The organism is Helicobacter saguini (genome assembly GCF_000762875.2).
GTDB lineage: Bacteria > Campylobacterota > Campylobacteria > Campylobacterales > Helicobacteraceae > Helicobacter_A > Helicobacter_A saguini.
Window position 1 is genome coordinate 1 of sequence record NZ_JRMP02000004.1, and the last position, 25,831, is coordinate 25,831.

General features: G+C 35.0%; 18 protein-coding genes. 5 read left to right on the forward strand and 13 right to left on the reverse strand.

The window, feature by feature from the left end; all coding sequences use genetic code 11:
• The 7 genes from LS64_RS12730 to LS64_RS03170 all read right to left on the reverse strand — a co-directional run.
• Positions 1-465 (reverse strand): hypothetical protein (locus tag LS64_RS12730; RefSeq protein WP_138127238.1); only part of this gene is annotated, 465 nt, incomplete at its 3' end.
• On the reverse strand, positions 458-1,237 hold the full coding sequence (locus LS64_RS03145) for a hypothetical protein (RefSeq protein ID WP_118949157.1): 780 nt from the start codon (positions 1,235-1,237) through the stop codon (positions 458-460). The genes LS64_RS03145 and LS64_RS12730, both read right to left, overlap by 8 nt.
• 23 nt (positions 1,238-1,260) lie before the next feature.
• Positions 1,261-2,247, reverse strand: coding sequence for a hypothetical protein (locus tag LS64_RS03150; protein WP_034573560.1), 987 nt, complete (start codon positions 2,245-2,247; stop codon positions 1,261-1,263).
• The gene (locus LS64_RS03155; protein WP_052062683.1) at positions 2,240-2,755 is read right to left on the reverse strand and encodes a hypothetical protein; all 516 of its coding nucleotides are present in this window, start codon (positions 2,753-2,755) and stop codon (positions 2,240-2,242) included. Before LS64_RS03155 ends, LS64_RS03150 begins: the two co-directional genes overlap by 8 nt.
• Before the next feature lie 467 nt (positions 2,756-3,222).
• Entirely contained in the window at positions 3,223-4,197 is a 975-nt protein-coding gene (locus LS64_RS03160) for an iron-sulfur cluster assembly scaffold protein NifU (RefSeq protein WP_034573557.1), read from the reverse strand.
• Positions 4,198-4,379: 182 nt separating this feature from the next.
• Positions 4,380-5,735 carry an alpha/beta fold hydrolase gene (locus LS64_RS03165; protein WP_052062682.1) on the reverse strand — a complete coding sequence of 452 codons (1,356 nt, stop codon included), beginning with the start codon at positions 5,733-5,735 and terminating at the stop codon, positions 4,380-4,382.
• Between the two features lie 4 nt (positions 5,736-5,739).
• Positions 5,740-6,384, reverse strand: coding sequence for an ABC transporter ATP-binding protein (locus LS64_RS03170; RefSeq protein ID WP_193554419.1), 645 nt, complete (start codon positions 6,382-6,384; stop codon positions 5,740-5,742).
• Between the two features lie 94 nt (positions 6,385-6,478).
• On the opposite strand from LS64_RS03170, the gene LS64_RS03175 reads away from it, so the two are divergent.
• Positions 6,479-7,438 carry a hypothetical protein gene (locus tag LS64_RS03175; protein ID WP_034573550.1) on the forward strand — a complete coding sequence of 320 codons (960 nt, stop codon included), beginning with the start codon at positions 6,479-6,481 and terminating at the stop codon, positions 7,436-7,438.
• Positions 7,439-7,445: 7 nt separating this feature from the next.
• Here LS64_RS03175 and flgA read toward each other — a convergent pair whose 3' ends face one another.
• Positions 7,446-8,108: a flagellar basal body P-ring formation chaperone FlgA gene (flgA, locus tag LS64_RS03180; RefSeq protein WP_034573547.1), complete on the reverse strand. Its 663-nt coding sequence runs from the start codon at positions 8,106-8,108 to the stop codon at positions 7,446-7,448.
• A 334-nt stretch (positions 8,109-8,442) separates the two neighbouring features.
• On the opposite strand from flgA, the gene glpQ reads away from it, so the two are divergent.
• Positions 8,443-9,603 carry a glycerophosphodiester phosphodiesterase gene (gene glpQ / locus LS64_RS03185; RefSeq protein ID WP_237416232.1) on the forward strand — a complete coding sequence of 387 codons (1,161 nt, stop codon included), beginning with the start codon at positions 8,443-8,445 and terminating at the stop codon, positions 9,601-9,603.
• Complete coding sequence (locus tag LS64_RS03190; RefSeq protein ID WP_052062681.1) at positions 9,603-11,357, forward strand: outer membrane family protein; 1,755 nt, start codon at positions 9,603-9,605, stop codon at positions 11,355-11,357. The genes glpQ and LS64_RS03190 overlap by 1 nt, the downstream gene beginning before the upstream one ends.
• A gap of 418 nt (positions 11,358-11,775) precedes the next feature.
• Here LS64_RS03190 and LS64_RS03195 read toward each other — a convergent pair whose 3' ends face one another.
• The 5 genes from LS64_RS03195 to LS64_RS12325 form a co-directional block, all read right to left on the reverse strand.
• Complete coding sequence (locus tag LS64_RS03195; RefSeq protein WP_034573544.1) at positions 11,776-15,243, reverse strand: autotransporter outer membrane beta-barrel domain-containing protein; 3,468 nt, start codon at positions 15,241-15,243, stop codon at positions 11,776-11,778.
• A gap of 10 nt (positions 15,244-15,253) precedes the next feature.
• Positions 15,254-18,235 carry a TonB-dependent receptor domain-containing protein gene (locus tag LS64_RS03200; RefSeq protein ID WP_052062680.1) on the reverse strand — a complete coding sequence of 994 codons (2,982 nt, stop codon included), beginning with the start codon at positions 18,233-18,235 and terminating at the stop codon, positions 15,254-15,256.
• Positions 18,236-18,300: 65 nt separating this feature from the next.
• Positions 18,301-18,567 carry a hypothetical protein gene (locus LS64_RS03205; protein WP_118949160.1) on the reverse strand — a complete coding sequence of 89 codons (267 nt, stop codon included), beginning with the start codon at positions 18,565-18,567 and terminating at the stop codon, positions 18,301-18,303.
• Positions 18,568-19,050: 483 nt separating this feature from the next.
• A complete protein-coding gene (locus LS64_RS03210; RefSeq protein ID WP_052062309.1) occupies positions 19,051-21,552 on the reverse strand; it encodes a TonB-dependent receptor domain-containing protein in 2,502 nt (833 codons plus the stop codon).
• A 166-nt stretch (positions 21,553-21,718) separates the two neighbouring features.
• Positions 21,719-21,871 carry a hypothetical protein gene (locus tag LS64_RS12325; protein WP_160659296.1) on the reverse strand — a complete coding sequence of 51 codons (153 nt, stop codon included), beginning with the start codon at positions 21,869-21,871 and terminating at the stop codon, positions 21,719-21,721.
• Between the two features lie 370 nt (positions 21,872-22,241).
• Between LS64_RS12325 and fumC the strand changes: the two genes are divergently transcribed.
• Both fumC and LS64_RS03220 read left to right on the forward strand, forming a co-directional pair.
• Positions 22,242-23,633 (forward strand): class II fumarate hydratase, encoded by a 1,392-nt coding sequence (fumC, locus tag LS64_RS03215; protein ID WP_034573961.1) that lies wholly within the window; start codon positions 22,242-22,244, stop codon positions 23,631-23,633.
• A 49-nt stretch (positions 23,634-23,682) separates the two neighbouring features.
• Complete coding sequence (locus tag LS64_RS03220) at positions 23,683-25,830, forward strand: RelA/SpoT family protein (protein ID WP_034573964.1); 2,148 nt, start codon at positions 23,683-23,685, stop codon at positions 25,828-25,830.
• Position 25,831 lies beyond the last annotated feature (1 nt).

Consider the following 25,831-nt stretch of genomic DNA (forward strand, 5'->3'; position numbering starts at 1 on the left):
TAACTCTTTACTTAGAATCTTTTTTGCTTCTTTGCTTTTAGATTCTAACTTGATATTTAAACTAGATTCTAAAAGTGAATAATTTAATATCGTTAAAACCTTAGAATCTAAAAACACTTGGAGGGTTTGTGTAGAATCTTTAGAATCTAATTTGTCATTGCGAGACTTTTGTAAAAAGTCGTGGCAATCTATGTTGCTAACTTTATTTTCTTTGTTTAGGCCTTTATTGTTAGAATCTCTTCTGGATTGCTTCATTGCATTCGCAATGACAGAATCTTTAGAATCTTGTAAATAATACACTTCACCATATTTACCATAAAAGAAGCATTCTTCATTTTCTTTGCTAGATTCTATACCACCTTTTAGTTCTATGCCTTGGAAGTGCATATTAGTGTAGCCTTGTCTTTCTAGCTCCCTAGCATCAAGCATGACATTATTCTTTCTTTCAATGAATGGTTTAGGCATTTCTTATCTCCTTATTGTGTGCGAGTATATCTCTATAATCTCCATTATTTCCGTTTATCCCCATATATTTGTCTATAAATGATTGTATATATACACCCCTACTTTCTTTAGAAATAGTGCAAACATTGTAATGAGGTATTTTACTAAAGACAATAGTCTGCTGTATATCCATAGCCAAATGATATGACTTAAGCAACAAAATATCATCACTTGCAAAGTCAAAATCACTAAATATAAAGTCGCTTTTAAAATCTGCCTTAAAAAATCTTAACTTACCATTCTCTGTTTTCTTAATACACAGCAATGAAACATCACATTGAAAATCTTTATTATACTGCAATATGTCTTGAAAATAGCATTTTACACACAATCCTACATTTAATCTCATATTTACATCATTTTCTATATGCTCTATATTGCTATCTCTAGGAATAGATGGTATTTTATTTTGTCCTAGACGATTAAGCTTCTCATCATAAATTAGATGGGAATAAAGCATGGAATTATAATATTCACTAAAAGCCCTTAATCCTTTCTCGCTTTCCCAAGTAGAATCTAGTTTGCATAAAGTAGCGTAGTTTTGGTAGAAGAGGTTTAGATCTTGCAAGAGACAAGAGATTTTATTACCTTTAGAGAGAGGGTGTCTGTATATTCCTTTTTGCCTATTGTAAAAATTTGGTTTATTGTCTTTTATATGAGTATGCACTTCGTATGGAGCAAAAGTGGTGGCTTTGTTAAATCTACTCGCCCCTATTTGCTGAAGCTTATTCATTACAAAATCCACACAAGAGTTACCTACAACCTTATAATTTTTAAATTCATTTTTTTATCACCAAAGATTTTTGCATTATTTCTTATGCTATCACTTGATAAAAGGGTTTGGAATAGAATACTTTTACAAATTTTTTGATACTCACTTTTACTTATCTCAATCACTTCGCTTTGATATTCTTGAAATGTTTTTAGCGGTCGCATTGTTGTGAGGGTAAAATCTTTGCTAAATATAAGATATTGTTTGTCAATTGAATTCTGTGGTATTCTGGGAACAAGTAATGATTTATATTGCTCTATTTGAATTTTAGTTAATGTTTTTTTATTTTCTTTAATGATTTCTGTATCATTCCAATGATTATTTTGAAACACCTTGCCTCCTGTCATATATTTATTTTCTTTATAATTATTAACTAAATTTGTTTGATAGGGACCAAAGCCAAAGAATCCCTCGATAAAATCTAAATTGCTATATTTAGATTCTGCAAATTCATCAAAAAATACTTGAAAATCATTAAAATTTTTTATTGAACTCATGTTTACATGTTTTATAATTTCCAACCACTTAAAAAATGGTTCTGTAATATCCGCATAGCATTGTCTAAGAAACGTAAAATTATTATTAAAAGCTTCTCTTAAAGCCTTATCAAAGTTTTTATTTATAGATTCTTTGAGATTTAATGTTGTATCCTGCCACGCTTCAAATTCTTTACTTGAAGTAAGATAGTATTTATATTTTTCACTTAATTCATTCTTAAAATCTTCTAGTGTTTTTTCGTTTATAAAACATTGCATTTGTTCCATATTGATTTTACATTGATTAGCTTGTTCTAGCATATTATGTTTTAGATAATGTTGATATAGATTTTCTTGCGTTTTTATTTGTATATTATTACATTTAACTTTTTCTATCTTTAATCCTAAGAATACATGAGGATTCCCCTCGCTACCCATCATAACCCCCCAATCATTTGCATAGATTCCAAGAGAGTATTTTTTATTATTACTCATTATTTTCTCCAAATAAAATTTTTAACATATACCAATCATACGAGCTAAATCCTTTTTCATCGTCAAAATTTTCACCAATAATCTGTTTTATAGGACTTATATGCGATGCAATATTTTCAATATCACATCCAATATAGTTTTTTTCGGTGTGGGGCATGATAAACCACTCTATATAAAAACTACTCCATGATGTATCATAGTGAAAACCAACAATTTTAATATAAACAACCTTTTTACTTATTAAGTCACTAACGACAAGAACCTGCGGTATAATCCGTTTATTTGGTAAAAACCACATAAAAGTTTGATAATCAACAGATTTAATATCCAAAATAGGTCTTGCATATACCACTTTCCCTATCTTTTCTTTACATAATCTCTCATATTCCTTATACTCACTATCCCATTGCTTTGGTATAAACGCTTTATAGCTTGTAGGATAGTAAATACCATATTTATTAGCTATAACTAAGATTCCAAAAAGCCCTAAGATGTAAATTATTTTCATACTATTTCCCTGATACTAGATTCTATCCTACCCTTTAAGAAAATATTAGAATCTAAATTATAGTTTTTATTTAAAGATTCTATATCATTATTATGGATATGAAATATTAGATTCTACAGAATCTAAGGGAAAAGAAATAAATGATTTATTTGCCATAGAAAAGCAAAAAATGCAATATGCAAAAATATTTTTCGATAGTTTAGAAAAACGCGATATAAACGCGAAATTTGAAGTGCAACTAAGTAAAGATTCTATAATCTCACTTTTGAAAAAACTAGCAAATTAGATTTCTTTTTTGCTTTAAAATAATAAAAATCTACTAAATTATAGAATCTAATTTATAGAATCTAAACGTCCTTTTGTAAGCAAAAATCAATTTAGCCTAAAACTTACCAGATGAAATAAAGGTGTTAGTCCCACGCACAAAACATATCGACTTTGAGGGTTATAACTTTAGATTCTACAAATCATATCGGCATGACTCGAATGTTAGAATCTATTCGTTCTTGTAGCACATTCTCAATCGCAAATAGCGTGCCTGTCGCCGCGGACGCACAGCCATTACACGCACCCATGTAGCGAATATACACATCAGTAAAGCCATCGCTTGTATCCTTAATATCAAGGATTTCCATATCGCCGCCATCCATCATTAGCATCGGGCGAATGTTCTCATCGATTGTCTTATCAATTAGCTTGACTTTTTGCACCGTAGTCATATCTTTAAACGCCAAAATCGCCGCATTATCCGCCTTTTCCTTAAGTGCCGCCGCATCCATTTCAGCACGCACATCCGCCAAAATATCCACCAAGTAATACTCGCGTTTCTCATGCCCACCTGGCCTTACACAGCTTTTGCAAAACGCCCCAGCTTTCGTGTATTGCGTGATTTCTTCCACGCTTTTTAAATCATTTAGCTTGATTACTTCCTTAATCGTGCTTAGGCTCACGCGCGCACACTCACACACGATAATCTCATCCTCAAAATCCTCCGCATTCTTGCCAAGATAAAGCCCAGCCGCCTTTTTAATCACATCGTAAGCCATAACAGAGCAGTGCATTTTCTGCCCAGGCACAGCGGGGGTGTTAGGCTCGTCACGTAGGGCTTTTTCCACATCGATATTTGTGATTTTTACCGCGTCTTGCACCTTTTTATTTAGGCACAGCTCGACCATCATATCACTACTTGCAATCGCCGTCCCACAGCCAAAACTCTTAAACTTCGCATCGATAATCACATCGTTTTCATCCACAAGCCAGTAAAGCCGCACCGCATCGCCACAAGATTCAGCGCCATAGTCTGCCACGATTAGCTTTGCGTTTTTCGCGTCAGCATCCTTTTGTGTCAATACGCCAAGGTGCGTAGGATTGTCCATTCGCTCACTTACTTTTTTTGAGTAGGCGTCCCATAACGCCCCGCCGATTAAGTCATTCTTTGCCATTTTCTCTCCTTTTTGGTTTTGTTTTTAGAATCTTTCTCATTATCATGCTAGATATAAAAGAGTATTTTTTATACTCATTTTCTAACGATGTAATTATAACCATAAAATTATCATTTTGTTAATAGTTTTGGAAAAGTTTTTGTGGAAAATTTTATATTTTATTAAAATATTTATGAAATATTCTATAATCCGTTGTTTTTTAGCCATAAAAGTAAGTCGTTTAGGATTTCTTCTTTGTTTATTTCGTTGAAAATTTCATGCCTTGCGTTAGGGTAGAGTTTTAGCGTGACTTTAAAGCCAGAAGATTCAAAGTTTTGAGCGATGATTTTTACGCCCTTGCCAAAGTTTCCACACGCATCACTCTCGCCACTTAGGATTAAAATCGGCGGTTTTACTCGGTTAGAATCTTGTAAAACCGAGTTAGAATCTAAAGGCGTTTGCACCCACAAAGTGCCGCGAAATAGGGCAATAAAGCTATCCAGCGAAAAGATAAACTGACACGCCTTATCAGCCAAATAAGCATCCACGATAGCCTTATCACGACATATCCACGCACAAGGTCCGCTGCTGTGAATATTATCTTTTGATGGGTTAGCAAAAGGCTTATTAAATCCGCCAAAAGATAGATTATTTATAATTTCTTTTCCTTTAGATTCTAATTTTAAGAACTTTAGCATTTTTGCCAAAGCTATGCCTACTTTCAACAATGGATTATTCGCTGGAGAGCCTGAAAGTATTAGTGCGTCAAGGTTTTCACCATACATTTTAAGATAGCCGCGAGACAGAAGTGAGCCCATGCTATGCCCTAAAAGGACGAATTTTTTGTTTTTGTATTTTTGCTTTAGAATCTGTGTGAGCGAGAACATATCATCAATAGCCTTCATAAAACCATCATTTCCCTGCGTTGCCTTTTTGACGCTTTTGCGGGAGTCGGCGGTGGTGGCTTGGGTCTTTATGTCTAATAAACTCCCATCGCCGCTGCCTTGACAACCCACAAAATCGCCTAAAGATGCTTCCGCAGGATTCACCCTAGCAGGTTTGCTTTTAGAATTTGTGTTTTGAGAATATTGTTTAGTGGTAATTCGAGTATCGTGTGTAAGATTCGCGGGTTGCGTAGATTCGAACGAGGAGATAGAACTAGAACGTTCATCGACGAAGTGAGAATCAAGCTCCCGCGAAGATTGCATACGAGACGACGAATTACTCCCGACCATCTCACCCCAAAAATGTGTAGAATCTACACTCTTCCCATGCCCCCTATGGTCGTTAATCCCCACAATATAGCCACGATTTGCAAGATTGCTACAAAGCCAAGTGTAACGCTCCTTATGCTCGACCATTCCATGTGCGATTTGGATAATCACATTTTTAGATTCTATAGAATCTGTAAAATTTGGCTCATAAATATCATAAAAAATTTTCAGCCCATCGCTACTATCAAAAGTTAGATTTTTCATAACTTTCAAATTTTCAAAGTTCAAATCACTTTTTGCATTTTGACAATCACTTAAGCTAGATTCTAAAGAGCTAGATTCCATGACTTCACTCCTTTATAATACGCAATTTTTTATCTTCTAAAAGCATTACACGCGTGCAGAAATTCGCCAAATGGCTATCATGCGTGGCAAGCACCATCGCCGCATTATTTTCACGCACAAAAGATAGCAAATACTGCATAACGCTACGCGCTGTATCCTTATCAAGATTGCCTGTTGGCTCATCTGCTAGGATAATTTTAGGCTTTTTAGTTAGCACACGAGCGATACTTAAACGCTGTTGCTGACCGCCACTTAGCTCGCCTATTTGCTGCTTTAGCGTCCCATCAATGCCAAAATCTTTTAGCATATCCATATCCATTTTCTGCCCTGAAATTAGCTCTGCAATGCGAATGTTATCCCTTGAAGTAAAGCCGCGAAATAGGTAGTGCGCCTGAAAAATAATGCCTAAAATATTGCGTCTTAAATGCAGTAAATCCCGCTCACTAAGCGTGTAAATATCTTTGAAATTTGCTAGATTTATAAGCCCATTTTTTGGCTTAAGTAGGGTAGATAAATGATTAAGGATGCTACTTTTCCCACTCCCGCTAACGCCCAAGATTGCGAGACTTTCCCCACTTTTAAGGCTAAAAGAAATATTCTCATAAAGCACATTATCAAAGCTGTGGGTTACATTTTGGAGTTCTAGCAGGTTTGTCATTTCTTACCTTTGGGGATTTTTTATAGAATCTTTAAAATTTTAGCATAATTTTGCTATATAATTATGAGTTTTATAAGGGAAAATAATGGATTTAGAAGTGTTGCAAAATTTATATGAATTGTATTTGAAAAAAGAGCTAGGCGATAGCTTTGTGGATAATATGAGAATCCTAAAAAGTTCTAAAAATCATAACTTGCAAAATTTACAAGTTATGGTGCAAGATTCTATAGATTCTATCAATTTAGATTCTAAAACAAATTTAGATTCTAAAACTTCGCAAAATGTGCCTTTTATGCAATCTTTAGAATCTAGTAGCGATGTGGCTTCTCAAGTAAGCCATTGTAAGCTTTGTGATTTGTCAAAAATGGTGCGTGATAATGAGCGATTTTGCGGGTTTTATCCGCTAGATTCTATAGAATCTAAGGCAAATTTTGCGTTTAAAGATTCTATGGAATCTAAGCGAGATTCCACGATTTCCCCCACTCTTGCGATTAAGGGGGGAGTAAATGAAAATTCACAAGATTCTAAAAAAGATTCTAAACTTCCAAAAATTGCATTTATCATAGAATCTATCCAGCTAAACTTAGCTTTTTCAAAACAAAAAGGTATAATAAGTTATAATTTAGATAATCTAGCACAAAACAAAACTAATGAAATGCTAATAAATATTATTGAAAAAGTTTTTAAGCTAGATTCTAAAAATGTGTGGATTTTACCGCGATTTAAGTGCGCTGATGTGGGGGGAAATCAAACTTTTACCTACAAAATCCGCACGCAAAAGCTAGAAAATGAGCGAAATATCTGCACGCAATATCTTAAAAGAGAGCTAGATTCTATGCAGTATGCGGTCTTTTTTGGCGAGCATTTGTGCGAGGATTTTTTCTGCACTTCGTTAAAAAACGCGCAAGGAAAACTGCTAGAATACGCCAAAACAACTTGCGTTTGCGTTAGCGACCTGCTTCAAATGTTAGCAAACCCAAGCCTAAAAAAAGAGGCAATGATAGCATTCACCCTGCTAAAAAACACTATCGATGCTAGAAATTAGTTAGAATCTAGTCTTTGATTCTAACGGTGTTTTCGTCTATTACTTCGGCGTTTATGACGCGTTTGCTTTCATTATTTTCTATCTTTATTATATCGCCTTTCATTCCATTTTCAAGGGCTTTCGCACTAAAAATTGCTTCAATGCCGCCACTTTTAAACACCACTTTCACATTAGAATCTTTTGGCACTAGAATCTTTCGCGTGATTTTATTTTGCGTTATCATACTATTTATGGGAATATACACTTTCGCGCTACTTTGCAGTAGCTCGGCACGTGATGCGGGCGGATTTGTAAAAATGTTAAAATCTTGGATTTTTTCGTTGAAATTTACAGGGCGAAAGTTGCTTTTTGGAGCAATATTGTCAGTTGCATAAAATACTTTTATTTTTGCTTTAATACTATATTTTATATTTTCTTGCATAGTTTTATTATTAATTTTATAACTTAGATTCATATAGCCATTAGCATTTTTTGGACTTGTGATTGACTTTGCTATGATGTCTATTGCGTGTAAATCTAGCGTGTTTCGTGTGATTAGCGAAATAGATTCTATAATTATTTCTGGGTAAGTCGCTTTATATTCTTTAGCGATATAACTCTTTAAAACTTCGACATTATCGGCACTTAAGGCACTTAAACACACAAAAAGTAACACAAAAATTTTTTTCATAAATTTCCTTTAAATATAGAATCTAATTTTATAGAATCTTTATGGAATTTAAACATTTATAGAATCTATTTTTTTAGAATCTAAACGTTTATAGAATCTAATTTTAATATCCTAGACGCCCACCCACCACCCTATAAGGTGAGACCAAACGCCCACTTGCCACCACACAAAGACTAGCAAAAACGTCCGCCACTATGTAACGATAAAGCGTGTCGCAAGATTGAGTAATAATGCAAATATATTTACAAAAATTTTATAACTAAATAAAGTTGATTTTACAAAGATTTTTTAAGATTTTGCTTAACTTTACAAATTTTCACTGAAAGGAGACAAGATGAATAAGTTGTTTATCAAAAACCTTAAGATTACCTTAAGAAAGATTATGCGTAGCAAAAGAGATTCTATAAGTATCGCTATTCAGGTCGCTGCTTTTTTTATTTTGGTGCTTTATTTGAGTGGGCATTTAAGTTTTTTAAAGGCGGCTGCACTAGATTCTAACGGCAAAAATAAGGTCACAATCGCCCATCGCGGCGCAAGTGGCTATGTCCCAGAGCATACTTTAGAATCTAAGGTCTTGGCTTATCAAATGGGCGCTGATTTCCTAGAGCAAGATGTCGCCTTAAGCAAGGATAATCGCCTAATTGTCGTGCATGATTTATATATCGAAAATCTTACAAATGTGGCGGATATTTTCCCAAATAGAAAGCGGCAAGATGGGCATTATTATGTGATTGATTTTACGCTAGATGAGCTAAAAAGCCTAAAATTTAGCGAGCCTTTTGAGATTAAAAATGGTAGGAAAGTGCCTATTTATCCGCAGAGATTCCCCATTTTCACATCCACATTTAGCTTTCATACATTAGAAGAAGAGATTGAGTTTATACAGGGGCTAAATAAGACTCTGGGTCGCAATGTTGGCATTTATGTCGAGACAAAGGCGCCGTGGTTTCATAAGCAAAATGGTAAAGATATAAGCCTAGAGACGCTAAAAGTGCTAAAAAAATATGGCTATGATTCTAAAAATAGCAATGTGTATTTTCAAAGTTTTGATTATCCAGACTTGGTGCGTGTGCGAACTGAGTTGCTGCCAAAGCTTAAAATGGACTTAAAGCTAGTCGCACTTGTGGGCTATAATGACTGGCTTGAGACTTATGAGTTTAAGGGTGGGAAGTGGCTGCCTTACGACTTTAGTTACTTGCAAGATTCTAAGAATTTCGCAGAAATTGCAAAGGTGGCTCAAGGCGTAGGACCGACTTTAGATATGCTTTATAGCATACAAAATGGGCGTGCGGTGGCAAATGATTATTGTAAGAGTGCTTTGAAAAATGGACTAAATTGCCATCCTTATACGCTTCGCGCTGATGCCTTGCCAAAGGGTGTGAAAAGTGTGGATGAAGCCTTAGAGCTTATTTTATACAAGGCTGGTGCGGATGGAATCTTTAGCGATTTCCCTGATTTAGCCGTAAAATTTATAGAATCTAAAAGGAAAAAATAATGCAAATCTACAAAAACAAACAAGAAATATTAAAAATTGACAAAACCTTAGATATAAAAAAACTTTTGAATGTTAGCAGGATTTTAAGGAATATAGAATCTAAAAACGTGGATAATAAAAAAGATTCTATAGAATCTAAGAATTTACAGAATCTAGATTCTAAAGATGTAAAAGAATCTAAAAATGTTTTATTAATTGCAAGTGCGATATTTATTTGTTCGCAAACTTTTGCATTTAGCAAGGATTCTAATAAATTTATAGAATCTAAAGCTAATTTTAAGATTCTAGATTCTAAACAAGATTCTATAAAACTAGCAGATTCTAAAAACACAGAATCTAAAGACGAATTTATACAAGATTCTACACAAGAAGATTTACTCGACCTAGAAGCTCCAAAAAATATAGAATCTAAAGCAAAACAAAAGCCAAAATTCTTTACATTCTATGGCGCGGTAGGTAGTTTTAATCGCTTTGGTTTTAATGACCAAAATATCGATATAGCCGCTAATCAATACCCCACAGATAGCCTTATGTCAATTTATACCGAAGGAAATATAAAGCTAGATTTTTTGCATTTCATAGAATCTTGGCAAATAGATTCACTAAATTTTGTGATAGGTGGCGCGCTTGGCGGCATAGTCTATGATAGCACGAAAAATCAAGCCGCAGCCGCTGGGGGCTTAGGACACTGGTATGTTGGCTATTATAGTGGCTTTTTAGGCAATGAAAGCGATAATATTAGCAATGCGCGAAATTATGTCAATCACAATCTTTACCTTGATTTTAAATGGAAAGGTTTAGGGCTAAAAATCGGGCGATATAAGTCATGGATGGACCAGCAAAGTGCCTATACGCAGGGCTTTAACATCGATTATACATATAAATTTAGCGATTTTTTTACCCTAAAACCTTGGTGGTTTAGCTCATTTGGGCGCGCGTATGCGTATGCGCAGTGGATTTATGACTGGTATAGCGAACGCACAACGGATTTTAATAATGATGGCACAGCGGATGCAAATCTTGGCAAACACGCCTTTGGGAGCGACTTTGTGCTAGGGCAAATTAGCAATCTAAATGGCGTAAAAAGTGGCTTTAATCTTACACTTCGCCCATATCTGTGGTTTTATCCAAGCGATTTTACCGCTATCGGTGGGCGTGTGATTCACGAACAGCATTTTGGTAATAATTTTGGCATGAAACTCCAGCTGCAAGGCTATTTTATAACCATAAATGACAAATATGTCGGCGGTCGCTATGATGGCGATGTGCGTGAGAAAAATGCGACAAATCTAAATTTTGTAGCCGAAGGATTCTATAAATCATGGGGCGCTGCCTTTGGTATCTACAAAAACTTCGGGCATCCAAACTCCCGCTTTGGCGGCTATCCTATCTACATTGACAAATGGACTGCTTCTGTGTATGACATCGGTCGCTCAAAGGCGGATATTACGAGTAAAAACGCACTTAGCGAATACTTTTTTATAGTGAAAAATTTTGATACAAGCTTTGGCAATTCTAGTGCGAAGATTTTGGCGCGATTTACGCAGTCGCCCCGCAGTGATGAAATTAGCATAGGTTTAATTTTAAGCCACACATTTAAAAACGCTCTAACTTTAGGCGTTAAGATTGAATATTTTAGCGATACGACAAAACGCGGCTATTACATAAATCCTAGCTATTCTACTATTTTATTACAAAATAACCGCACAGATGACCGCTCCCACGCCTTTATCACCGCCGACTACGCCTTTTAATCTTTTATGATAGAATCTAGATTCTATATTTTTTATAAGGTTATAAATCATTATGGAATTTAGAAATTTTTATATGCCAATCCAAGAAATCATAAGATAAAACAAAGTGATAAAATATTTAAAAAAAATTTGGCATTATTCAAACATTATACGTAACACTTATAACACAAGATTTGGATTTTTTATTTTTGATGAATCTGAAAATCATTTACATCCAACTTGGAAAGTAAAATTTGCGGAAATATTAATAGAACTTGTAAAAAATAATATTTGTATAGTGTAAGTTTAAAGATGGATTAAAGTTGTTACAAGATTTATGTGTTAGTAATAACATAAAAGTATCGCATTTTTACAATTTAAAGTTAGAAATACAGAATATAGATTCTAAAATTTAGAATAAAAGTTTGTAATTTTATATCTAAAATTGATAGCCGATACGGGCGTTGGCTTTGATTCCAAAGGTGCCGGAGTTGCTAAAAAGCGTTGTGATTCCATATTGCACATACATATTTTTGCGGAATCTATGCGCTCCATTTAGATTAATTTCATAGCTTGTTAGCTCCTTTGGCAAGTCATAAATAATTGTGCTTTGCGCGTTTAGTAGCGTCATTTCCACGCTTTTCACACTATGAAATAAAGGCTGTAAAATTAAAAACTGCACGCTATAAAACGCATTATCTTTACTTAGCACATACTCACCACCAAGCCCTAGCTCTAGGCTAAAATCATTATAGCCATTCATTCTATATATGTTTTTCCCGCTCATCGTGCCGACATTATACGCACCAAAGCCTAGCATTAGCACAGGTTTTACAATTTGGCTAAACTCTTTCACATTCCCTAGATTCAGTGAATATTTATAATAAAGATTCCATAAAGTAGCCACATTTTTAGAATACGCGCTATCGCTTAAATTCCCACTAATATCACGGCTAATTAAAAATAATGATGTGTTAAGATTACTTGCAATTTCGTGTTTATTTAGCGGCACGTGCGTATAAAGTCCAAAATTTACAATATAAGTCATGTCAGCAATATTGCTATAACCACCTTTAGCCGTGCCAAAGCCTAGCATAGCGCCAACTAAAATATTATGCTTTAGAATCTTATCATACCCACCATTAATATTTACAAAGCCTAAATTTGCCACATTTTTCCCACCAAAATATCCACCGCTAATATCGCCCCACGCATTATCAGCATAAGGATTCCCTTTAGAATCTGCAATGGGTCTATATGTGTTTATAGAATCTTTCAAAGGGTTTGGGGTATCAATGTCGCTTTTAGATTCTATATTTTGTTCGTTAAGGGCTAGATGGGCGTTGTCATTGCGAGACTTTTGTAAAAAGTCGTGGCAATCTATTGTTTTTGGATTGCTTCGCTCGCTTTCGTTCACTCGCAATGACAAAGCACAATTTTGACTTAAAATAACATTATTTTTAGAATCTAGATTCTGTGCAAAGCGAATGTAGGCTACGCGATTATTCATTGTTTGATTATTTGCGATTAATATATTTTCACCAAGTGAGCGCGTGTTAGAATCTGCTAGGGTTTGCATATTAGATTCTATACCACTTAGATAATTTTCAAACTTGCTATAATCATCGCTACGCAGGGCTTCATCTAGGATATTATTCATTTTTTCTAGATTTTGGCTTGTTGTGTTGCCATCGATGTAGCCGCGATTTATTACATCTTCTTGCACGATTTGGGCGAGTTTTCTTTCATTAGATTCTATATTTGTTAGTTTAGAATCTACATAGTCAAAATTTCCTTTTGCCATTTGAGAGTAAGGGCTTTCATCCAAAAATGTAAGTGTAATGCCAGAATCTTGCACTTTCCCTACGATAAAATATTGTTTTGTAATATCAGCTTTAGCATTTGCTCCCCATGTGAAATCTATTCTTTTATCGCTTCTATTATCTTGTATAAAGTTTGTTTTTATTAATTCATAAGCTTTATTTGTGTCAATCGTGGCGGTGCTGCCTTTAAATATAGAATCATCTAAGGTTACTTTTAGCTTTGAGTTAGATTCTAAGCTAAAGGTAGAATTGCCCTGTGCGTTAGTAAAATCTATCATTGTAAAATTGCTATTTTTCCCTACATTTGTTAAAGTAAGGCTAGATTCTATATTAGTGCTAACGCCAAATTTTGCCTCGCTGCCTTGAGATGTAAAATCCATCATACCAAAAGACATTCTACTTGTAGAATCTGCTGTAATATTACTAGCTAAAGTCGCATTAGATTCTAATGTGTATCTATCAATGGAAAGCGTGGCGTTGTTAGTTAGGGCGATTTTCATATCTGTATTTATTGCTGGTTGCGTTAGTTTTGTGGTTATAATTGGGGCTTGCACGCCATTAGAATCTACACGCGTTGGGTCGGTTCTATATGTTACAAGTTTTAGTGTGCCATTATTTATAGTCATTTGCTCTACTTTTGCGTTGCCATAATATTGTATATTCATATTTGCATACGCGTGGCTTGTGCCTCCATCTAGCTTTACTTCCTTTGCATAAAGCGTTGCAGTGCCTGCTGTGGAGCTGTGCTGACCGCCGCTTACATTTAGTGTGACGCCATTTGCTAGATTTAATGTGTTATTTTTTATTTCAAGAGAGCTAGTATCGCGGCTACTGCTTACTATTACACCCGGGATTGCTGCTTTTATCCCTTGTGTACCTATGGTTAGCGTTTGTCCTTCTTTTAGATTCAAATCTTGTGAGGCGACTAGCTTTGCTTTATTTTGCAAGATTATATTACTTGGTGTAAAATTAGCATTTCCAAATTCATTTGTATTTAGGGCGATATTTGTTCCGCTATCAAATATTAGATTTTTCACATTTAGATTTGAGCTATTATCAATTACTAATTGTGAATTATCCCAGCTGCTAAGTTTTGATAGTTTTAGATTCACTACATTTGCACTGCTAGAATCTTGCAAAGTGATTTTTCCATTTGCATTTAGGCTTATGTTATATGCGTTTAGATTTGAGTTATTTAACGTTATGCTAGATTCTAAAGTTATTTTAGAATCATTTGCATTTATATTTGACTTTTCACTTGCTATTAAGTTGCCTGTTAGTTTGCCTGTGTTTGAATTTAGCGAAGTAATATTTATAGTAGAGTTTTTAGATTCTATATTTAGATTTTGTGTATTATTTATGCTTAAGTTTAGAGTGCTAGAATCTAGTTTCAAACCTTTATTTGCTTCGTTAAATTTTAATGTATTAGCCGTCCCACCTAGCATAATTGTAGCGTTATTTATAGAATCTAGATTTAAATCGCCTTTGGTAAATGTTATAGCGTTTGCTTTATTTGTGGCTTGCAAGCTTAAAGATTCTAACATTGAATCTTTATTAAATATAAAGGCAGAATCACTAAAGGTTAAAGCGGCTTTATCCACTTTTATCATAATATTTTTTGCATTATCAATATTAATATGATTTAAAGTCGCTACTGCGGAATCTAGCAAATTTAGGGCAAAGTTTTCTACCCTTTTAGATTCTATACTTTCGCCTATTTTAAAGCTAGAATCTATTTGCATTTTAGAATCTTTTCCACTAATTGTAAAGTTTATATTATTTAAACCTTGAGCGTTTAGCTTATTAGATTCTAAGCTTCCAGCGTTTGTAATGTTTATATTGCTAGATTCTATAATTGTATTGTTTGTAGATTCTATATTTCCTATATTTAGAGCATTGCTTAATGTGATTTTAGAATTTGCCCCTGTTATATTTAGAATCTGATTTTGATTAATTAGATTCAAACTATCCGCACTCAAAGTATCGCCATTGCTTATACTAATATTATTTGTAGAAATTTCCGCACTTAAAGGTGCATTTAAAATCATTAAACTAAGTAATACTTTTGAATATTTAGATTCCATATTTTTCTCCTTAATATCTTATCGTTACACTTGCGATATATGTTCTACCGCGCGCTGAGTTATTAAATAGTGTTAAACCACCAGAGCCTATAGCGCCAGAGTTTGAGTTATATGTATATAGTGCGTCCATATAATTAGTATCCATAAGATTTTGTATTTCTAGTCTTAAATCTAAGTTTTTATGTAAAAAGAAATTGATATACATATCATAAATCACAGGGATACGGGGTAAGTATTGCGTGCTAACTTGCAAGTATGCGTTATCAGGGCTTGGTGTGGTAAAAGGCGTGTATGGATTTATACGCTTTGTGCGACCGATATATTTTATCAATGTCCCAACTACAATTTTCTTTTTCCAAAGTCGAATACCCAAATCAAAGTTTCCATAATCTTCAGGTAATTCTGCAAATTGAGATTGCCCTGTGTGTTGTTGCAGATTTGACGTGCCAGAGCCGCCGTAGTTTGCATCGCTTTCACTTACAATCAAATTTGCCCTTTGCAGTGTATAACTTGCCCTAATATAAAAATAGCCCATATCATAATGCAGTTCAGATTCTAAACCATACATTTTTGCAAAGCCATTAAATGATAGATAAAGTAAGTCATTTCGCCCTGTTGGAGAGCCACTTGCATTACTGCCGCCGATTGTGCGACCATAGATATAATCTTGTATATCTGTGTAAAATGCAGTTGATTTAAAGCCAAAGCTATCATCGCTAAAAAATAAGCCTTGTTTAAACGAGCTAAATCCAGCTTGATAAGTTTGTGCTATTTCGGGCTTTAAGCTTGTATTAAAATTTTGTGCTGTGGCTGAATGTGAGCCAAAAAACATTTCTTGCACGTTTGGAATCCTACTAGTTAAAGCATAGCTTACAAATGGTGTAAAAAGTCCATGAAAGTTAAAGCTTAACATTAAGCTTGTATTAAAATTACTCCCACTTCTAGAAAAATATCCTGCTTCTTTTGGGTTACAATATTTATTTGTCCCGCTACAGGGCGCTTCTCTAGTTGTATTTAGATTCCATAAAATATAACTAAGATTTGCATTTAAATTTATAATTTTATAGTTATAGTTAGAATCTAAATATATTGTATGAATGTGTTGTGTGCCTTTTGGTTGAAATCCATACATCATAGAGGTTAGCATAGTCCCATCATCATAACATGTATCAGGGCTAGTATCGCCGCACACGACACTTATATCAAAGTCTCTATTATAATTATTGTAAAAATATTTATAACCTAGCCTTGTGCTAATATTTGTATTAGTTGATAATGGAAAAGAAAAAATGTTATAGGCTTCAATCTGCATTGCGTTATTATAAGCTTTACCATTCATTTTACCAATTGCCCCACCCATTACTTCGGCATTTTCATCATATATTTGCGCACTATTGCTATATGCGCCCATTACATTAAAATCTATTAAGTTTGAATTTGGCTTAAATTTATAATTTGTTTGAATTGTATCTTGGCGGATTTTTCGCCCGGCTAAGTGATTATCATAATGTCTAAAGGACAAGATTGCTTGATGATATTTGAAAAATTTTGTTTCAATTTTTGCTAGGTGATTATTTGGCTGTTGTGTTAGATTCTCTATTACCATTGTTTGTGTATTTGGTCTAGTTTGAAAGCCTCCGCCTGTCCTATAGCCTTGCTCAGTTTTTCGCCCACTATACGCATACATCGCGCCAATCACAAAGTTATCACTGAATCTATACTTAGTAGCCACACCAGCCATATAATTTGGACCTACTTTATTATCCCCATAGCCAAACTTTGCTATTACGCCAAAATACTTAGAATCTCTTAAAATATCATCTACGCCAATCGTTCGTAAGTTAGCGCTACCCATTAAGGCATTACTACGAGAGCCACTAAAGCTACCTCGCTCCACATCAACGCCTACGATTAGATTCTGGTCAATTGCCGCTCCAAATGCTGAAGTCCCCATAAGCTTCCCGCCTGTGTGGTATCGCCCTGAATCTTCGCTGCTTCCAAAAAAGGTCTGCGTTACGCCATCAATCTCGGTATTTACGCGTCCTAAGCCGGTCATATTTCTAATATTTACTGAAATTGTCCCTTGAGATTGGTCTACTTGTGTAAAAGTTCCAGGGATTCCGCGAATAATTTGGTCTAAACTTTGTGTAGAATCTGCCACACCTGTGCGTGTGCTAACCGCACCAGGCTTTGTAAAGGGCTTTTCCTCATCTTTAATCTTAGCTGCGCTCACATTTATTTCATCAAATATTATTTCATCATCGTCATCATCGCTAGTTGTTTTACTTGCATTTGTGGTATTTGCCACGTTACTCGCCGCTAATTTTATAGAATCTTTTTTATTAGTAGGGTGGTGGGTGGGCGATAGGTTAGATTCTGTATTGCTTTCATTCAACGCTATTTTTATAGAATCTTTTTTGTTAATATGGCGGTGGGTGGGCGATAGGTTAGATTCTGTATTTTCACTCAACGCTAATTTTATAGAATCTTGTTTATCAATAGACTTGTGGCTACTTAGCCCCCCTCCCTTGCGGAGGGGGGTTGGGGGGTGGGTAATATCGTTTATAGAATCTTCCTTGCTAGATTCTATATTTCTTTCATTTAACGCTAATTTTATAGAATCTTTTTTTCTAGATTCTATATTTTCATTTAACGCTATTTTTATTTTTTCATTTTGAACGTTTTTTATTCCATTATTTTGAACGTTTTTCATTTCGTCATGTTGAGCCGCAGGCGAAACATCTACTTTTGTTTGTTTAGATTCTATATTCTCATTTAACGCTATTTTTATAGAATCTTGTTTATCAATAGACTTATGGCTACTTAGCCCCCCTCCCTGCTTGATATTGACATTTGGGGGGGTTGGGGGGTGGGTAATGGCAGAGTGGGTAATGGCGTGGTGTGTAATATCGTTTATAGAATCTTCTTTAGATTCTATAGAATCCGCAAATAAAACCGCAAAAAATACAGCACAAAATAATAATATTCTCATTATTTATCCTTTAATAAAACTAAAAATTAGAAAAGTGGAAATTGCAGAATCTAGATTCTATATACTCAAATAAAAGGGTGGTGGGTGGGCGTTAGGATTAAAAATATTTTTTTTAGCCTTACCATCACCAAAAATATTTTAAACCCTACTACCCTTAAGGTGAAAATATTTTTATAGAATCTAGATTCTAAAAAAGCTTTAAAAGGCGGTGGCGTAGAACTCTCCTGCCACGAAAATAGTGAATCTAATATCAAATAACGATAAAAATAATAAAACATAAGCAAATTAGCCAAAAGAGTTAAGCAAAATAATCCTAAAAAGATTCTTAGCATAGAATCTCCCTTGCTAATAAATCTTGTATAGAATCTAGTAGCTAAAGAAAAGAAAAAAGCTTGGTTTTTGTAGTGATATATATATATATATATATATATATATCTTTAAAAGAATTAATAATCATAGAATCTAACTTAATAATATTCAAACTCATATCATAAACCTATATAAAATGATAATAAATACTAAAAATTTACAAGGCAAAATATTAGCACGACAAAACTTAATCTAAACTTAAATAAACGAAATTTTTGTGTAATAAAATCTCAAAACACAAGATTTTTATAGAATCTATTTTTGTTAAAGGGTATATATAAACAAACTTTTACATCATTACTAGACTTTAAAAAAGCCAAAGCAAAACCTTACATCATTGCGAGACAAAGCCAATCCATACCACTTTATGTCATTACGAATGAGCGAAGAAAAATGAAACAATCCATACATAAGAAACAAAAAAGATTCTATAAATTTATAAAATTCTACCAGCGTAAGACCATACTAGCAATGAAAGTGCGACCACGCGCGGAGTTGTTAAAAAGCGTAACTCCTATTCCTGCACCTATTGGATTACTAGCAAAGCTTGAGTTATACGCATATAGTGCGTCTATGTAGTTTGTGTCAAAAAGATTTTGCACTTCTAGTTTTAAGTCTAAATTTCTATGCAAATATAAATTCACATATAAATCTACAATCGTAGGAATGCGTGGTAAATATTCTGTTGTAATATTAAAAAGATTCTGTCCTTGTTGAGCGTTGTTATAATCAAATTGCTTATTTGCTAATGGACTAAGTCGCTTTGTCCTGCCTGTATATTTTATCACTGCACCTACTACTAACTTTCGCTTGAAAAGTCTAAACCCTATATCAAAATTACCATAATCTTCTGGTAATTGCGAAAACTGCCCTTGACCGCCGTGATTTACAAGTGTTGAGTTAGAATCTCCACCGCCGATATTTGCCTCTGCCTCGCTTACGATTAGATTTGCCCGCTGAATCGTGTATGATAATCTAGCATAGAAAAATCCCATATCATAACGCAACTCAGATTCTAATCCATACATATCAGCATCGCCATTATCACTTATAAAATACCACGCAAACGCACCATTTAGCTGGTCTTTTGGGTCGCCTATAGTATGATTATAAATATAATCTTTTATTTTCGTATAAAATGCTGTGGTTTTAAAGCCAAAGGTATCATCGCCTAAAAATAAACCATCTTTATAACTATTGAATCCTGCTTGAAAACTATGAGCTACTTCAGGTCTTAAACCTGTATTAAAGTCTTGAAAGTCGCTTCCCCACGCACTAAAAAACATCTCTTGCACATTTGGAATCCTGCTAGTTAAAGCATAGCTAATAAAAGGCGTAAAAAGATTATGCACGCTCACACTAAACATAGTTGATACATTTACATTATTCCCACTTTTTTGCCAAAAGCCCGCTTCTTTTGGGTCACAATGGATATTTGTAGGACGGCAAGGCGCACTTCTATCTGTGCTAAGATTCCAATGGACGTAATTTACATTTGCATTTAGCGAATAGATTCCATATTTAAAGGCATTGTCTAAATATATTGTGTGTAATTGCTGCACTCCTTCAGGTTGGAATCCATAAGTGAAATAATACATTTGGTCGCCTGTGCTAGAGCAATAGCCATACTTGCAGTTTTCATCAGCCCATGAATAATTTAGATTTTTATCATACGAGTTATAAAAATATTTGTAACCAAAACGCGCTCCATAAGTAAGATTCTTAATTATAGGCACTAAAAGAGTATTATTTATATCAAAAGTTATAGCATTATTATATGCTTTTCCATCCATTTTACCCACAGGTCCCCACATAAATACGGCACTTTCATCATAAATTTGCGCACTATAACCATAGGCTAACAAAGCATTTATATCAATTAAATTTGACTTTGGATTATATCTATATGTCGCTTGATATGCATCTTGAGAAATTACGCGTCCTGCTAAGTGATTATCATATCGCCGATAAGATAGTAAAAGTGAATTTGCAAGATATTTCATTTCTATTTTTGCAAGATGATTATTTGGCTGCTGGGTTAAATGTGTTGGGTTAAAAGGCGCACCTTGTGGAACACCATCATCTGCAACATCGCCACCAGCATTTTCAAATGGATTAGTCCCACCACCGATTTTATAGCCTTGTTGCGTATATCGTCCGCTATAAGCATACATTACACCAATTGTAAAATCACTAAAAGTGTGCCTACCAGCAACTCCAGCCATCCAATTTGGTCCTACTTTATTATCACCATAGCCAAATTTCCCTATAACACCAAAATGTTTAGAATCTCGCATAATATCATCTACGCCAATAGTTCTAAGGTTCGCACTACCGGCTAGTTGGTTACTACGACCACCACTAAAGCTACCTCGCTCTACATCAATACCCACGATTAGATTCTGGTCAATCGCCGCACCAAATGCGGACGTGCCTAATAATTTTCCACCGCTGTGATAACGTCCTTGGTCTTCACTACTACCAAAGAATGTTTGTGTAACGCCATCAATTTCGGTATTTACACGACCTAAACCGGTCATATTTCTTATATTTACAGATATTGTCCCTTGGCTTTGGTCAATTTGTGTAAAAGTGCCGGGGATACTACGAATGACTTGGTCTAGATTTTGCGTAGAATCTAAAACGCCCTCACGTGTGCTAACCGCGCCCGGCGTTACAAAGGGCTTTTCATCATTTTTAATCTTATTAGCCGCTATGTTTATTTCCTCAAATTCGATTTCATCGCTATCACTACTTGCTACACTTTTATTAGATTCTATATTTTGTTTAGAATCTTTAGAATCTTGTTGCGTATTTTGTGTATTTTGCGAATTAGATTCTACTAATTTTATAGAATCTTGTTTGCTAGATTCTATATTGCTTTTAGAATCTGCATTTAAAAAAGTAAAAAAGCCACAAATTATGGCACAAAATAATAATATTCTCATTATTTATCCTTTAGTAAAAGTAAAAATTAAAAAAGTGGAAAATTTGCGGAATCTAGATTCTATACACTCAAATAAAAGGGTGGCGAGCGGGCGTTAAGATTAAAAACATTTTAAGCTAATTTATTTAGCCCAGCCACCCTTAAGGTGAAAAATATTTTTATAGAATCTAGATTCTAAAAGAAGTGATAAAAGGTGGCGGCGTAGAACTCTCCTGCCACGAAAATAGTGAATCTAAAATCAAATAACGATAAAAATAATAAAACATAAGCAAACTAGCTAAAAATGCAGAGCAAAATAATACCAAAAATACCTTTAGCATGGAATCTTCCTTGGCAAAGAATCTTGCATAAAACTTTGCGTATTTGAAGTTATATATATATAAACTTTAAAAAAATTAATAATATTCAAACTCATATCATAAACCTATATAAAATGATAATAAATACTACAAATTTAAAACGCAAAATATTAGCACCTTTAAACTGAATCTAACCTTAAATCAACGAAATTTTTATGTAATAAATCAGTAAAATATCCACAATATTATTTAAACTACAAAGCAAAACTTCACAATTTGTTAATATTCGTAATTTCACAAATTTATTTATAAAAAATAACAAAATAAATAACTTAATTTTTGTGAATTTTGCTAAAATTACAACTACATTTCACATTTTAAAGGAGAAGTTATGGATTACAGGATTGAGCATGACACAATGGGCGAGGTAAAAGTGCCAAATGACAAATACTGGGGCGCGCAAACAGAGCGTAGTTTTGAGAATTTCAAAATCGGTATTGAGAAAATGCCAAAAGTGCTAATTTACGCCTTTGCAAACCTTAAAAAAGCCCTAGCTATCACAAATAATAAGCTAGGCAAACTTGAAGACAAAAAGGCTAAGGCGATTGAGCAGGCGTGCGATGAGATTATCGCTGGTAAGTTTGATGATAATTTCCCTTTGGCGATATGGCAAACAGGCTCTGGCACGCAAAGTAATATGAATATGAATGAAGTGATTGCAAATCGCGCCACTGAGATTATGGGCGGTGATTTTAGGAAAGAAAAGCTGGTGCATCCAAACGATGATGTGAATAAAAGCCAAAGCTCAAATGACACATTCCCAACGGCGATGAGTATCGTATCTGTCGTGCAGGTCGAGAAAAAATTGATACCGGCAATTGATGAATTGATTAAGACTTTTAAGGGTAAGGTCGAGCAGTTTAAGGACATTGTAAAAATCGGTCGCACGCACTTGCAAGACGCTACGCCGCTTACTTTAGGGCAGGAGTTTAGCGGATATTTATCAATGCTTGAGCATAGTAAAGAAGAGATTCTAGCGACTTTACCTACATTGCGAGAACTTGCAATCGGTGGAACAGCCGTAGGCACGGGCTTAAACGCACATCCGCAGCTAAGCGAAAAAGTAAGCGAAGAGCTAACCAAAATCACAGGGACAAAATTTATCTCAAGCCCAAACAAATTCCACGCATTAACAAGCCATGACGCGATAAACTTCACACATGGCGCAATGAAAGGCTTAGCGGCGAATTTAATGAAAATCGCAAATGATGTGCGATGGCTAGCTAGCGGTCCGCGATGTGGCTTAGGCGAGCTTTTGATACCAGAAAATGAGCCAGGAAGCAGCATTATGCCCGGAAAAGTCAATCCTACGCAGTGTGAAGCGATGACAATGGTAGCCGTGCAGGTAATGGGAAATGATGTAACCATCGGCATTGCAGCGTCTCAAGGGAACTTCGAGCTAAATGTGTTTAAGCCTGTGATTATTTATAATTTCTTGCAAAGCCTTGACTTACTAGCGGATGCAATGCATTCATTCAATATCCACTGCGCTGAAGGAATCGAGGCAAATAAAAAAGTGATTGACCATAACTTGCATAATTCGCTGATGTTGGTCACTGCGTTAAACCCACATATCGGCTATGAAAACGCAGCCAAAATCGCTAAAAACGCGCACAAAAAAGGCATTTCATTAAAAGAATCTGGCATTGAGCTAGGACTTTTAACTGAAGAGCAATTCAAAGAATGGATAGTCCCAGAAAAAATGATAGGACCAAAGGCGTAGATTCTATGGCTTAGATTCTAAAGTTCCTTGAAATATTAAAGGTCAAATTATGAGCTTTTTTGATGACATATCAAAAATAAATACTATTGATTCTGCCCTAAGTGAGTTGCAAAGCCTTTGCTCCATTAGTGATAAGGTCGAGCAGGCGATTGATGATGCCAAAAGATTCCATAATGGGCAGCTGCGTAAAAGCGGCATTCCTTATGTTATTCATCCTATTTGTGTGGCGTGCATTGTGGCGTATTATGGTGGCGATGAGGCGATGATTTGCGCTGCGTTGTTGCATGATATTGTCGAGGATACGCTGTGTGAGAGCAACTATATTTATGAGACTTATGGCGAGGCGGTGGGCAATCTTGTGGATGCCCTAACTAAAATTGTAGAAATTAGAAATGAGGAGCTGCCAAGTGCTACAAGCAATGAAAAGCTAATCGCACAAGCCCTATCTTTCCGCAAAATGCTCCTTGCAAGTGTGAAAGATTCTAGAGTTTTAGTGATAAAAATAAGCGATAGAATGCACAATATGCTTACTTTAGACGCGCTCCATACAAAAAAGCAAATAAGAATTAGCGAAGAAACGCTTGTGGTTTATGCACCCATAGCCCACAGACTTGGAATCTCGTCTCTTAAAAATGAATTAGAAGACAAAAGTTTCTACTACATTTTCCCTGATAAATACAACAAGATTCAAACCTATATGAGTGAAAATCGCCAAAGCCTTATTTTACGCCTTAATAATTTCACTGAAAAAGTTACAAATTTACTACTTAATAATGGCTTTTTACGCGATAGTTTTGAAATCCAAAGCCGCGTGAAACGCACTTATTCGATATATCTAAAAATGCAGCGAAAGGGCATTAGCATTGATGAGATTTTGGACTTGCTTGCACTTAGAATCATTGTTAAAAATCCGCTTGATTGCTACCGCGTTTTAGGCATTATTCATATTAATCTAAAGCCCATTCCTTCGCGGCTTAAGGACTATATCGCACTGCCAAAAGAAAATGGCTATCAAACCATACACACAACCGTCTTTGATGAATCTGCGGTGTATGAAGTGCAGATTCGAACCTTTGATATGCACAAAAATGCCGAGCTAGGCGTAGCTGCACACTGGAAATATAAAAGCACAGGCGGCGTAGCACCGAATATGGCGTGGCTGCAAAATATGCAGTATGAAAATAACACCGTGGAGGAGTTTTACGAACTAGCCACAAATGATTTGTATAAAGAGGACATTGTCGTATTTTCGCCTACAGGGGAGACGTTTAACCTGCCGATGGGCTCTGTCGTGCTTGACTTTGCCTACGCGGTGCATAGCAAGGTTGGCGATAGCGCAAAAGAAGCCTTTGTCAATCATCAAAAAGCGTCTTTGTTGCAGAAATTACGCAGTGGCGATATTGTTAGAATCATCACTAGTCCAGATTCTAAGACGCGCTGCACGTGGATAGATTCTGTCAAAACATCTAAGGCAAAAAGCCACATGCGGACAATTTGTAATAATAAGATAAAGATTATCGATAGAAAGGTCGCAATTAATATTTTGATGACGATTTTTAGCAAAGATTCTAGTATGTTTGAGGAATTTATAGAGCGGCACGGGCTAGATGATAAGATAAGTCGCATTACCACTGATTTAGGCTATCTAAAGGATATAAAAAATCAAATTAAGACTGAGTATCATATAGGAGATAGCTTTTTTGCGATGCTGCGTTTTAAAAGTGTGAAGTTGAAATCCTTAGAGTTTGATAATATCGTGCTTTGGACTAATCGTAATATTAATGAAGTAATGTTTGATTACTGCTGTCATCCTAAGTATGGTGATTCTATCGTGGCGATTAAAAACGCACAAAAAGTAATCATTCATCATAAGCTATGCGATAGGGCAAATGAGCTGATTAATCAAGGCGTAGAGCAGGTTTTCTCACAATGGACTACAAACACAAAAGTGAATTATCAAATAATAATCGCACTAGAAGATAGACGTGGAATCATAGCTGAGATTCTAAGCACGCTTGTAAAATATGGCTTTAATGTGCTAAAAATAAACTTTGATGGCTCGCAAAATGTGTATGCCCCATATTTTGAAATCGTAGTAGAAGTAAATGTAAATGACACTCGCAAACTAAAAGAACTCCTGCAAAATAAATATAAAATCATAAAATTTTCAAATCTAAAAGATGCATATCAGGGTTAGA